Annotated in this window: 12 protein-coding genes; 4 read left to right on the top strand and 8 right to left on the bottom strand. The window is 71.4% G+C overall.

The features are described 5' to 3' along the window. Nucleotides 1-61 precede the first annotated feature (61 nt). Nucleotides 62-730 carry a histidine phosphatase family protein gene (locus ACTWQA_RS15715; protein ID WP_443159961.1) on the top strand — a complete coding sequence of 223 codons (669 nt, stop codon included), beginning with the start codon at nt 62-64 and terminating at the stop codon, nt 728-730. On the opposite strand, the gene ACTWQA_RS15710 is transcribed toward ACTWQA_RS15715, so the two are convergent. After that, nucleotides 717-1,247 (bottom strand): uridine kinase family protein, encoded by a 531-nt coding sequence (locus tag ACTWQA_RS15710; RefSeq protein WP_443159960.1) that lies wholly within the window; start codon nt 1,245-1,247, stop codon nt 717-719. The genes ACTWQA_RS15715 and ACTWQA_RS15710 overlap by 14 nt on opposite strands. Before the next feature lie 106 nt (nt 1,248-1,353). Between ACTWQA_RS15710 and ACTWQA_RS15705 the strand changes: the two genes are divergently transcribed. Continuing rightward, nucleotides 1,354-2,511, top strand: a complete 1,158-nt coding sequence (locus tag ACTWQA_RS15705; protein WP_443159959.1) for a CaiB/BaiF CoA transferase family protein — start codon at nt 1,354-1,356, stop codon at nt 2,509-2,511. Between the two features lie 73 nt (nt 2,512-2,584). Then, complete coding sequence (locus tag ACTWQA_RS15700) at nt 2,585-4,072, top strand: carboxyl transferase domain-containing protein (RefSeq protein WP_443159958.1); 1,488 nt, start codon at nt 2,585-2,587, stop codon at nt 4,070-4,072. Here ACTWQA_RS15700 and ACTWQA_RS15695 read toward each other — a convergent pair. The 7 genes from ACTWQA_RS15695 to ACTWQA_RS15665 are packed head-to-tail and all read right to left on the bottom strand — an operon-like array spanning nt 4,069 to nt 10,803. Next, a complete protein-coding gene (locus ACTWQA_RS15695) occupies nt 4,069-6,045 on the bottom strand; it encodes a hypothetical protein (protein WP_443159957.1) in 1,977 nt (658 codons plus the stop codon). The two genes, ACTWQA_RS15700 and ACTWQA_RS15695, sit on opposite strands and share 4 nt — an antisense overlap. Next, nucleotides 6,042-6,539, bottom strand: coding sequence for a sigma-70 family RNA polymerase sigma factor (locus tag ACTWQA_RS15690; RefSeq protein WP_443159956.1), 498 nt, complete (start codon nt 6,537-6,539; stop codon nt 6,042-6,044). Before ACTWQA_RS15690 ends, ACTWQA_RS15695 begins: the two co-directional genes overlap by 4 nt. Nucleotides 6,540-6,572: 33 nt before the next feature. Next, nucleotides 6,573-6,968 (bottom strand): hypothetical protein, encoded by a 396-nt coding sequence (locus ACTWQA_RS15685; RefSeq protein ID WP_327590644.1) that lies wholly within the window; start codon nt 6,966-6,968, stop codon nt 6,573-6,575. After that, nucleotides 6,965-7,411, bottom strand: coding sequence for a hypothetical protein (locus ACTWQA_RS15680; protein ID WP_443159955.1), 447 nt, complete (start codon nt 7,409-7,411; stop codon nt 6,965-6,967). Before ACTWQA_RS15680 ends, ACTWQA_RS15685 begins: the two co-directional genes overlap by 4 nt. A gap of 26 nt (nt 7,412-7,437) precedes the next feature. Further along, nucleotides 7,438-8,214, bottom strand: coding sequence for a carbon-nitrogen hydrolase family protein (locus ACTWQA_RS15675; protein ID WP_443159954.1), 777 nt, complete (start codon nt 8,212-8,214; stop codon nt 7,438-7,440). Beyond that, nucleotides 8,174-9,094: a DUF418 domain-containing protein gene (locus tag ACTWQA_RS15670; RefSeq protein ID WP_443159953.1), complete on the bottom strand. Its 921-nt coding sequence runs from the start codon at nt 9,092-9,094 to the stop codon at nt 8,174-8,176. The genes ACTWQA_RS15675 and ACTWQA_RS15670 overlap by 41 nt, the downstream gene beginning before the upstream one ends. After that, the gene (locus ACTWQA_RS15665) at nt 9,091-10,803 is read right to left on the bottom strand and encodes an alpha/beta fold hydrolase (protein ID WP_443159952.1); all 1,713 of its coding nucleotides are present in this window, start codon (nt 10,801-10,803) and stop codon (nt 9,091-9,093) included. The genes ACTWQA_RS15670 and ACTWQA_RS15665 overlap by 4 nt, the downstream gene beginning before the upstream one ends. Before the next feature lie 26 nt (nt 10,804-10,829). Here ACTWQA_RS15665 and ACTWQA_RS15660 point away from each other — a divergent pair, with 26 nt between their 5' ends. After that, nucleotides 10,830-11,999, top strand: coding sequence for a pyridoxal phosphate-dependent aminotransferase (locus tag ACTWQA_RS15660; RefSeq protein WP_443159951.1), 1,170 nt, complete (start codon nt 10,830-10,832; stop codon nt 11,997-11,999). The last annotated feature ends 48 nt before the right edge of the window (nt 12,000-12,047 follow it).

Here is a 12,047-nt window from a genome sequence, read left to right as displayed (position 1 = left end):
CCACTAGTCGATAACGGTCTTGACCGTAATTTGCCGGGCGGGTTCGTGGCAAGATTGCGGGATGGGGCCGGGACTGATCATGGCGGTGCGACACGGGCAGAGCCAGGCCAACCTCGCCTATCAGGAGGCCGGCGATCGGCCGCTGTTCTACAAGCCGGGCGACCATGAGGTCACGCTGACCGAGCTGGGCAGGGCGCAGGCCGCCGCGCTGGGGCGGTTACTGGCGGCCGTGCCCGCCGCCGAGGCCCCCGAGCTGGTGTGGTGCTCCCCCTACTTGCGGGCGCTCGACACGTGGAAGATCGCGCAGCACGCGTGGGGCGTGGACCCGCTGCCTGTCACCGTGGACGAGCGGCTCAGGGACCAGGAGGCGGGGGCGTTCGCGCACTACAACCTGGCCGCGATCAGGGAGCGGTTCCCGCAGGAGCTGGCGCGGTGGGAGGCGGAGGGCGCCTACGCCTTCCGCCCGCCCGGCGGCGAGTCCCTGGCGGACGTCGTCGTCCGGCTGAGGGACTTCATGAAGGACCTGGACGGGCGGCGGGTCCTGATCGTCGCCCACGACTCCGTGGTGCTGGGGTTGCGCCACGTCATCGCGGGCCGCCCGGACGCCGACCTGGCGGAGGTCCTGGAGTTCGCGCCGGTGCTGAACGCGTCCGTGTCCGTCTGGCGGAGCGGCGGCGGCCGGTTCGAGCTCGTCCGGTTCAACGACGTCGCCCACCTCACGTCCGGATGACGAGATCGGCACGCTCGCGGGTGCGGTCCGCCGCGAACCACGCCTTCTCCGCCGCGAACCACTCCTGCCACCGCGGCTCCAGCTCGGGCCCGTCCCGCTCCAGCACGCGGGCGAAGCGCACCGGCTCGGCGGCCTCCACCCAGATGGTGAACGCCAGCAGATGAGCCGCCGAGGCACGGGCCGTGCCGACGCCCTCGATGACGAGGACCGGTGCCAAGGGGACGGTCACCTGCTCGGCGTATTCGCCGCGTACCCAGTCGTACCTGCGGAAACCGCCAGGCCGCCCGCTCTGGAGCGGGCGCAGCACCTGCTCCTCCAAAGCGTGGAACCAGCGGCCCGGCCCCTCCTCCCACGGCACCGGGAAGTCGTCGCTGTGGATCACCTGGCACCCGAGTGCCGTCCCCAGCCGTTTCGCGAACGTGGTCTTGCCCGCCCCGGCGGGCCCGTCCACGGCCACCAGGCGGACCGGACCGCAGGAGGGCCGCAGGCTCCTGATGCGGTCGGCCAGCGAATTCACCGACCCAGGTTAGATGAAAGGGGACATGCAACTGAGAGAATGTTCTTTCGCCCCGACCGCAGGCGGCACGTACGCAAGCAGCCCGGACGCAAGCAGGAGGTTGACCGTGCTCGGACCCCTCGGCGACATCGTCGTGCTCGACCTGTCCAGGGCCCTGGCCGGACCGCACGCGGCGCAGATGCTCGGTGACCTGGGCGCACGGGTGATCAAGGTGGAGCATCCGGACGGAGGTGACGAGTCGCGCGGCTGGGGGCCGCCGTTCGTCGGACCGGATCACGATATTTCGACGTATTTTCTGGCGGCCAACCGCAACAAGCAGTCCATCGCCGTCGACATGAAGTCCCCCGAGGGCAAACGGCTCATCGAGCGCCTCGTCCGCCAGAGCGACGTGCTCGTGGAGAACTTCCGCACCGGTGTGCTCGACCGCCTCGGCTTCTCCGTCGAGCGGCTGCACGAGCTCAACCCGCGCCTGGTCATCCTGTCGATCACCGGCTTCGGCCACGACGGTCCGGAGGGCGGCCGCCCCGGCTACGACCAGATCGCCCAGGGCGAGGCCGGCCTGATGTCGCTGACCGGCCCTTCGCCCGACGAGCCCTACCGCGTCGGCGCCTCCATTTCCGACCTGCTCGCCGGCATCCACGGCGCCTACGGCGTGGCCGGCGCGCTCTACGAGCGCGAGCGCACCGGCAAGGGCCGCGTCGTGCGCACCTCGCTGCTGGCCGCCGTCACCGGCGTGCACGCCTACCACGGCACCGCCTGGACGGTGGGCGGCCAGGTGCCGGCCGCCAGCGGTAACCACCACGTCTCCATCACCCCGTACGGCTCCTTCCGCTGCGCCGACGGCATGCTGCAGATCGCCGCCGCCAACGAGGGCCAGTGGCGCAAGGTCGCCACCCTGCTCGGCATCGACCCCGAAACACCGCGCTACGCCACGAACAAGGACCGGCGCGCCCACCGCGAGGAGCTGATCGCCGACATGGAGAAGGCCCTGGCCGCCCACGACCGCGGCCACTGGCTGGCCAAGCTCGGCGCGGCCGGCGTGCCGGCCGGTGCGATCAGATCGCTCGACGAGGTCTACACCTGGGAGCAGACCCGCTCGCAGGGCCTGGTCGTCGAGGTCGAGCACCCCGTGCTGGGCCGCATCGAGCTGCCGGGCCCGCCGCTGCGCTTCGACGGGCTGACCGGGGTGGAGCACACCGCGCCGCCCATGCTCGGCCAGGACGGCGACGCGGTGCTGGCCTGGCTGGAGGAACGTGAAGGATGATTCGCGATCGGTGGCACCGTCTGATGCGCTCGCGCGTCAACATTGCAACGTCGGCAGACATTAGGGAGCGATAGTGAGCCGTCCGGACGCGCGCACTCTGATCGAAACGGTCCTCGACCGGGGATCGTGGAAGTCGTGGGACGCGCCGCCCGCCGATCCGGCCGAGCCCGGCTCCTCCTACGCCGACGAGCTGGCCGCCGCCCGCGCCAAGTCCGGCTACGACGAGGCGGTGGTCACCGGTGAGGGGCTGCTCGAGGGTCGCAGGGTGGCGATCGTGGCGTGCGAGTTCTCGTTCATGGCCGGCTCGATCGGGGTGGCGGCGGCCGAGCGGTTCGTGTCGGCGGTCGAGCGGGCCACCCGCGAGCGGCTGCCGCTGCTGGCCGCGCCGGCCTCCGGGGGCACCCGCATGCAGGAGGGCGCGCTCGCGTTCGTCCAGATGGTGAAGATCACGGTGGCGCTCCAGTCGCACCGGCTCGCCGGGCTGCCCTACCTGGTGTATTTGCGGCATCCGACGACCGGCGGAGTGTTCGCGTCGTGGGGGTCGCTCGGGCACGTCGCCGCCGCCGAGCCGGAGGCGTTGATCGGGTTCCTGGGGCCACGGGTCTTCGAGGCGCTGCACGGCTATCCCTTCCCCGAGGGCGTGCAGGTCGCTGAAAACCTGCGCCGCAAGGGCCTGCTCGACGCCGTGGTCTCGGCCGATGACCTGCGGGCGATCGCGATCAGGGCGCTGGCCGTGCTGGCCGCCGACCGCTCCGCCATCGAGGCGGGACCGGCCCCGGAGGAGGACCTGCGGCCGGTGGAGGCGTGGGAGGCGATCACCCGCTCACGCCGCGACGACCGGCCGGGCGTGCGTGCGCTGCTCAAGCTCGCCGCCACGGACGTGACCCCGCTCAGCGGCACGGGGGAGGGGGAGAACGAGCCGGGGCTGCTGCTGGCGCTGGCCAAGTTCGGCAGCGCGCCGGCCGTGGTGCTCGGCCAGGACCGGCGGGTCCAGCGGGCCAACTCGCCGCTCGGCCCGGCGGGGCTCCGGGTGGCCAGGCGCGGCATGCGGCTGGCCGCCGAGCTGGGCCTGCCGCTGATCACCGTGATCGACACGGCCGGAGCCGACCTGTCGAAGGCGGCCGAGGAGGGCGGGCTGGCCGCCGAGATCGCCCGCTGCCTGGCCGAGCTCGTCATGCTCGACGCGCCGACCGTCTGCCTGCTGCTCGGCGAGGGCGCCGGCGGCGCGGCGCTGGCCCTGCTGCCCGCCGACCGGGTGCTCTGCGCGCAACACGCCTGGTTGTCGCCGCTGCCGCCCGAGGGCGCCTCGGCGATCCTCTACCGTTCGGTCGACTTCGCTCCCGAGATCGCCCAGGCACAGCGCATCCGCGCCACCGACCTGCGGCACGACGGCATCGTGGACCGGGTCATCCCGGAGCTGCCGGACGCCGCGTACGAGCCGCGGCAGTTCTGCGAGCGCGTGGGGCGGGCGCTGGAGCACGAGATCGCGGGGCTGCTGCGGCAGAGCCCGACGGACCGCTTCGCGGCCCGCCAGGCCCGCTACCGCAACCTCGGCCTCTAGGACGGCGGCCAGCGCGGCTTGTAGGTCCACATCACCCGGCCGGCGGCGTCGTACCCGGTGAACCGCAGGCCCGGCCAGATGATCCCGGGCTTGCCCGCCTTCTCGGGCACCGACCCTACGAACATCAGCACACCCTGCCCCCAAGGATCGGGCATGGTGTCGGCGGTCGCGGTGTCGCCGCCCTTCAGCTTGACCTCGACGCGGGCCGTGCCCGGGAGCGTGAAGCCGTACCAGTCGGTCTTGTGCTGCGCCCACTCCAGCGGCCGCTCGGCCGCGATCATGTCGCTCAACTTCCCGCCGGGGATGGGCTCGAACGTGCCCGGCAGCTGTTGGTTCCCCTTCCAGAACCTGGTGCAGTTGTCCGGAAAGAGCACGGCCGTGATGGTCCCGCGGGGCAGCGGGTCGGCACGTCCCTGAGACCGATCCGCCTCCCAGCAGTCGTGCCGGGTGTGCGAGACATGCTCGAGCTGCCTGCCCTTCACCTTGAAGGCGAAGGCGGCGACGTCGGTGCCGTAGGGATACCTGACGTACCAGACGCGGGCGGGAGCGCCCGGGGCGGACACGAACGCACCGCGGATGCGCCGCCCGTCCTTGAGCACCGCGTCGCCTGCCTCCCACTCCGGCGGCGCTGCGCCGTAGGAGATGGTCGTGCCCGGCGCGGGGAGGAAGGTGTTCGCAGAGCTGTGGCTGAAGCCGCTGGCGGCGTTCAAGTCCGCGCGGCCGCAGCCGCTCTCCTTACGCCCGTCGTAGCCGACTCCGCCGGAGACGCAGAGCGCGTGGGCGTCCGCCGACTTGACGAACCACAGGCGGACGGGGCCATGGCCGAAGTCCTCCGTGCCGGGAAGGGTGATCGTGTCGCCGACCTGCTTGCCGCCGTCCGGCTCGGGTCCCGCGGCCGGGTTCGAGTCCTTGCGCCAGATCTCCTTGCCGGTGGGGTCGTAGGCGGTGAGGCGGTGGCCCGCCGCCACGCCGTTCTGCGGTGCCGTGGCGAACAGCACGATGCCGAGGCTCCACGGATCGGACCTCGTCGCCACGGTGGTCGCCCCGCCTCCATCGGCCGCTATCCGGACCTGGGCGATGTCCTTCCTGGCTACGCCCAAGGCCTGATCCCCGAAGAGGAAAAAGGCCACCGGTGCGTCCTTCAGCACGTCTTCGGGTCTGGTCGATCCGATGACCACGCCGTGGCGCATCCAGACCAGCATCCGGCCGTACTCCGTCTTGTACGGGCCGACCGTGAGGCCGGCGCCCAGTTCGATGGCCTTTCCCACCTGCTCGTCCCCCTTGACCGGGCTCCGGCGCAGCATGGAGCGCGGCATCTCGCGGTCGGGGCGTCCGGGCTCGGAGAACACGACCTTCGATACGGGGTCAGTGGCGGCGTACGTGACCGTCCAGATCAGGAACGGCGCATCCCGCGGACGCAGCAGCGTGCCGGGGATCTTCCGCCCGCTCTCGGTCACCGCGCTGACCGCCCCGACGCCCGGGCGGGCCACGCCGTAGTCTATGACGCGGCTCGCGCCGTCCCGAGCCGTGCTGCCTTCGTACCAGCCGTTCCAGGTGGTGATGCGGGTGTTCATCATGCCGCCGCAGGACCCGTACGGCTCCGCGCCCGCGTGCTCGGCGATGTGGCACAGCTCAGGCTGGCCCATCATGCCGCCGGCGAACCAGAGCCGCAGTTTCCCTCCTGCGGGGTCGTCGAGGGTCACCGATTCGCCGGCCGGGGTCCTGCCCTCCATGAGCCGCCGGTAGATCTCGTCGGGGTCGTTGGCCGCGGAGTTCCTGCCGAGCTCACCGTTGAGGAGGATGGGCACGAACACCGCCAGCAGCGCCACCGGCAGCGCGGCTAGTGCCCACCGCGCCCGCGAGCGCCGCGGCCGCCGATCGAGCACCCGCTGCCAGGCGTCCGGGCTCCCCTCGTAGGTCTGGGCCCGCGCCTCGAACGCGGCGCGAAGGCGCCCTTCCAGCTGGTCCATCACGCGTCCTCCTCCTTCAGCGCCTTGCCGAGGGCGGCCAGGGCCCTGCTGGCGTGCGTCTTCACCGAGCCGGGCGACACGCCCATGGCGTCGGCGATCTCGCGTTCGGACAGGTCCAGCCAGTAGCGCAGGACCAGGGCCTCGCGCTGGCGGCGCGGCAGGCGGTCGACGGCGGCGAGCAGCTCGCGGTGCTCCTCGGCGACGAGCACGGTGTGCTCGCTGCTGCGCGCCGGCTCAGGGGGGTCGGGGCGACGTAACCGGACGAGCCTGAGGTGCCGCAGCCGGTTGCGGGTCAGGTTGCAGACGGTCGCGCGCAGGTAGGCCAGGGCGGCCCCGTCGTCGCGCAACCGCCTGGTGTGCAGCCGGGCGAACGCCTCCTGGGCGATGTCCTCAGGGTCGTCGGCGCCGAGCAGTCCCGCCAGGCGTACCAGACTTTGGTACTGGGCGGCGAACAACTCGGCGAACGACGGCTGCGCCATGGTTGCTGTGTCGATCACACTTCAGAGACACACGGGGCGCGCGTCCGTTGACTAAGGGACCGGAATGCGTTCGACCCGGATGGAGAAGACCTCTTCGCGGGGCACCACGACCTCGTAGGCGCCGTGGTCCACCATCCAGTAGCCCAGCGCCTCAGCCTTCATCCCGCTGTGCCCGGTGTAGGCGATGTGCAGCCCGTCCTCGTCCTCGTCCAGCACGATGCACGGCTCCCCGCCGAACGCCCCCACCGTGCGGATCAGCACCAGCCACTCCACCTCGGACCTGGCCACGGTGCGCCGCCAGTAGCCGGCCGCCGGCTCGAAGCCCTCCAGCTCGGCCTCGCTGAACAACACCACCTGGTCGTTGTCGGGGCCGAGCGCGGCAGGCAGGGTCCGCTCGCCGTAGCGGGCCACGAAGCCGGAGGCGACCGGCGCGATCTCTTCACTCATGCGGCGGGCCGCCAGGTCAGCCCGTCGTAGTCGGCGAAGCGCCGCTCACTGTCCGGGGTGAGGTGGACGACCTCCGCACCGGCCGGGATCGGCATCGGCACGGTGTGGAACTGCGGCACCACGTGGTCGGGGGAGGTCGTGAACCCGTTGCCGGCGAACGGCGGCGCGTCGCTCCAGTCGCCACCCATGTGGGGCCCGTACGGCACCGCGTAGGTGTCGACATCGCGGGCATACCACCGCATCACATATAGCTCGGGCACCTCGGCGAACAACTCCGATCCGTCGAACGACAGGTCGAGCCCCCAGTAGAGCGCCTCGGGTGTGGTCAGCCTGACGCAGTCCTGCACCCGATAGACGTAGCCGGAGATCACCGTGCGCTTGCCCGACAGGTAGGGCACGAGCAGACGCGGCGGGATGACCTTCTGCATCTGCGTTCCGCTCACGGTACTACTTTACGATCGGTTGACCCCTACAAAACCCGGTGTTCCAAGCACGGGAGCGTGGCGCGGGCCGTGGCGGTCCATTCCGGGTCCACCCGCACCACCTGCACGCCGGGCGCGGTGCCGAGGTCGGCGCGGACCACGCCCAGCGGGTCCACCAGCATGCTGCGGCCCACGCCGTAGCCGTCGGACGACTCGGCCGGGTTGGGCGCCTGGCCGACGGCCGCGGTCCACGTCGTGTTCTCCAAGGCCCGGGCCCTGACGAGGGTCACCCAGTGGTCCTCCTTCAGCGGCCCGGAACCCCAGGCCGCGATCACCGCGAACAGCTCCGCGCCCTTGTCGACCAGCGCCCTGGCCAGCTCGGGGAAACGGATGTCGTAGCAGGTGATCAGCCCCACCCTGAGCCCGGCCAGCTCCACGACGACCGGCTCGGCGCCGGGCGCGACCAGGTCCGACTCCTTCGCGCCGAACGAGTCGAACAGGTGGATCTTCCGGTACGCCGCCGCGATGACGCCCTGGGCGTCGATGGCCACGGCCGTGTTGTGCACCCGATCCTCGCCCGGCTCGAACACGCCGGCGATCACCGCCGTGCCGTGCTCGCGTGCCGCCTCGGTCAGGCCGGACACGAACGGCCCGTCCAGCGGCTCGGCCAGGCTCGTGATGCGCCGTCCGTAGCGGGTGAGCGTGGCCTCGGGGAAGATGGCCAGGTCGGCCCCTTCGGCTCGGGAGAGCGCCTCCCTGACCCTCTTGAGGTTCGTCGACGGGTCAGGTGACACCGGGATCTGGCAGAGGGCGATTGTGGTCACGGCCCGACTCTAGCTTGTTGGGCACCAGCCGGAACCGGGTCAGGCACCGCCAGACCCACTCGAGCGGACCGTACCTGAACCGCGTCAGCCACCACCGGCTGAGCACCACCTGCACGGCCACGGTCACCAGCGCCACGGCCATCACCGCCCAGCGGGTCGGGTCGGCCTCCCGCACCGGCCCGGTCAGGACGATCACCGCGGTGCCCGTGACGTAGTTCGTCAGCGCCATCTTCCCCAGGGGCTCCAGCACCGCCGACAACCACGGCCGCAATGCCAGCAACAGCCCCAGCGAGTACGCAGCCGCCCCGGCCAGCGCGGCCATGCTGTAGGCAAGCCACTCGTTGGTGAGGGCCCACGAGGCCGTCAGCAACGCGGTGGCCACCCCCGCCGCCGCGAACCCCGGTAGCAGCAGCCACCTGGGCGGCCGCAACTCCCACAGGGCCATGCCGACCAGGAACAGTCCGGGGATCAGCAGCGGCCCCCCGCCCACCAGCAACGCCCACATGATCGTCGCCAGCCCCAGCAGCAGCACCGGCGCCCCCGGCGCCAGGAACGTGGCGGGGAGCAGCACCACTGCCCCGTAGAAGGCGTAGTCGGTGAGCACCTCGCCCTCGTAGAACGTGTGCTGGATCAGCCCGATGCAGAACAACCAGAACAGCCGGCTCAGCAGCGCCCACCGGCTGTTGCCGCGCAGGAAGAGCATGAAGCTGATGCCGAACAGCAACGAGAAGATCGGGTAGAACCGGCTCTGGAGGAACGCCTCGATGGTCCAGTCGAGGGTGTTCGGCGGTTCATGCGGGGTGTGCTGCCAGGTGTTGACCAGCATGATGCCGCCCACCGCGAAGCCGCGTAGGGCGTCGAGCTCTCGAATGCGCGTCATAGGACCCAGGTGAACCACCATACGAGGAATCCGCCGCTGATGACGGCCGCGGCGATCTGCGGCCATCGGCGATCGCGGAGCAAGACCGCCGCGGTCAGCACGGCCGAGGCGACCGCGATCCATGTGTACATGCCGACCACGCCGGGGACGCCGACGGCCAGAGCCGTCTCGTTCCTGACCGCCTGGCCGTACACGGACTGCGCCACCAGTCCGGCGAACGCCACGCCCGCCAGCCCGCCGAACGCCGCCACCGACCGGCCCTTCAGCGCGCCCGTCACCAGCTGGACCAGTGCCGCGAGCGCGAACACCCCGAACGGCGCGGCCAGCCACGGCGACCGGGAGATCTGGTAGGGGGCGCCGGTCACGTGCAGGTCGCCAGGCCGGTCGGCGTCGTCCAGGCACGGCGCGGCGGTGTTGGAGACCGGATCGGCCACGAACTCGACGATCTTCCTTCGGGCGCATGCACTGGTGAGGAAGACGGCGTGCGCGGCGCCGGGGATCTCGGCGAAGCGGCCGGCGGGGAGCGCCTCGGCGGCGGGTCTGCTGGTCCTGGGCGGGGTGGTGGGGTCGTACCGGCCGCCGAGCACGAGCACCGGGCCCTTGGGGGCGCTGTTGACCGGCGTGGACTTGGGGAGCCGCCACGCGTCGCACACCGCTCTGTCGGCGTTCACGGTGAAGAGCCGGGACTTGGCGGTGAAGGCGTTGAACGGGACCTCGTCCTGACACTGCACCGCGTGATACAGCCCGAACGCGTGCGAGGTCAGCCCTTCGCCCACGGCGTCCGCCAGCGGCCGCAGCAGCTCGTCGTGCCCGCCGGCCAGCGCCGGGACCAGCGTCGGCGCCACCGCGGCGACGTCGGCCTCGTGCAGCGCCTCCGCCATGATCGTGGCCACGTCGTCACCGGTCATCCGCGCCGTGAACCCCCTGCCGAGCACCGGGTCGGCGACCGGCACCCGCGCCGGTGCGGCGTTCAGCCTGGCGGTCATGGCCGCGGACTCGTCCCGGACGCCGAGCAGGGTCATCGTGTCCGCGAGGTTGCGTTCGGCGTCGTCGTACCAGGCGACGCGCTCCGGCAGGAACGAGTCCAGCACCACGGTGCGGGTGCCCTCCGGGTCGGCCGCGGCCACGTCCAGCATGACCCTCGTCGAATAGCTGACGCCGAACAGGTTCCACGACGCGTAGCCGAGCTCCCGACGTAACGCGACGACGTCGGCCACCATCTCCTTCGTGTTGTATCCCCGCAGGTCGATGCCCTGTTCGCGGAGCCGGTCCCGGCACTCGACGGCGGCCGCGCCCACGTCGGCGGGCGGCGTGCGCAGCTGCCCGAGCAGCGCCGCGGCCGTCTCGGGGCAGCCCAGCACCGGCTCGGAGTGCGGGCCGCCCCGCTGCTCGATCGTCACCACGTCACGGTCCGGGAACATCGCGCTCAGGAAACCGGTGAGCTGGATCGACGCCGATCCCGGGCCGCCGCTCATGTACACGACCGGGTCCGGTTTGCGCCCCTTCGCGGTCGAAGAGCGCACGGCGTAGCCAACCTTGATCTTCCTGTCCGGGGCGTCCCTGCGCTCCGGGACGACGAGGAACCCGCAGGTGGTGCGGGGTGGCATGGCGACCGGGCAGCCGCCTGGCCGGGGCGCGGCGGACGGTGGGGTGAAGGTCATGACGGCAGGCACGGACAGGGCGAGGGCGAGCACGACCCGAGTGATCACGGAAGGAAGACTAATAGTCTGGCGTTGTGACGGAACCTCTTGTGGCCAGGATGCGCGCCTTCGGGACGACGATTTTCGCCGAGATGAGCGCGCTCGCCGTTCAGACCGGGTCGATCAACCTCGGTCAGGGCTTCCCCGACACCGACGGGCCGGCGGCGATGCTCGATCGCGCGGTCCAGGCGATCACGTCGGGCGCCAACCAATATCCTCCGGGGCCCGGGATGCCCGAGCTGCGCCGTGCCGTCTCCGAGCACCGGGCGGAGCATTACGGGCTGTCCTACGATCCGGCCGGCGAGATCCTCGTCACCGTGGGCGCCACCGAGGCCATCGCGGCGAGCGTGCTGGCACTGTGCGAGCCGGGCGACGAGGTGATCGCGTTCGAGCCCTACTACGACTCCTACGCCGCCTCGATCGCGCTGGCCCAGGCCCGGCTGGTGGCCGTCACGCTGCGGCCGGTCGCGGGCCGCTTCACGTTCGACCCCGACGAGCTGCGTGCCGCCGTCACGCCGCGCACCCGCGCCATCCTGGTCAACTCGCCGCACAACCCTACGGGGACCGTGTTCACCCGCGCCGAGCTGACCGTCATCGCCGAGCTCTGCCAGGAGCGGGATCTCGTGGCGATCACCGACGAGGTCTACGAGCACCTGACGTTCGACGGAGTCGAGCACATTCCGCCGGCCACCCTGCCCGGCATGCGGGAGCGCACTGTAATGATCTCCTCGGCGGGCAAGACGTTCTCGGTGACCGGCTGGAAGACCGGGTGGGTGTGCGCACCGGCGCCGCTCGTCACGGCGGTGCAGACGGTCAAGCAGTTCCTCACGTTCACCGCGAGCGCGCCGTGGCAGCTGGCGGTCGCGTACGGGCTGCGGCAGGAGCTGGAATGGGTGACCGCGCTGCGCGCCGGGCTTCAGGACAAGCGCGACCGGCTCATGGAGGGGCTGGCGGCGGCCGGGTTCGAGGTGCTCAAGCCGGCGGGCACCTATTTCGTGCAGACCGACATCAGGCCGCTCGGGTTCGCCGACGGGCTGGACCTGACGAGGAGGCTGCCGGAGCTGGCCGGGGTGGTGGCGATCCCCACCCAGGTCTTCTACGAGCATCCCGAGCGCGGCCGGCACTTCGTCAGGTTCGCCTTCTGCAAGAAAGAGGAGGTTATCGACGAGGCCGTGACCCGGCTCAAGCGTCTGTCGGGGGCCTGAGGCCGCTAGTCTTTGCGGTTGGTCATCACATCGTCACGTAGGGTAAAC

Origin of the sequence: Nonomuraea sp. 10N515B, from assembly GCF_052245915.1 — a bacterium.
GTDB lineage: Bacteria > Actinomycetota > Actinomycetes > Streptosporangiales > Streptosporangiaceae > Nonomuraea.
Note: the sequence above shows the minus strand (reverse complement) of the source record. Positions and strands in the feature narration are given on the sequence as shown.

Bases quoted from the DNA above. Each gene is read 5' to 3' on its own strand.
- ACTWQA_RS15670 (WP_443159953.1), bottom strand. From the start codon at position 9,094: ATGACGCGCATTCGAGAGCTCGACGCCCTACGCGGCTTCGCGGTGGGC.
- ACTWQA_RS15715 (WP_443159961.1), top strand. From the start codon at position 62: ATGGGGCCGGGACTGATCATGGCGGTGCGACACGGGCAGAGCCAGGCC.
- ACTWQA_RS15685 (WP_327590644.1), bottom strand. From the start codon at position 6,968: ATGAGTGAAGAGATCGCGCCGGTCGCCTCCGGCTTCGTGGCCCGCTAC.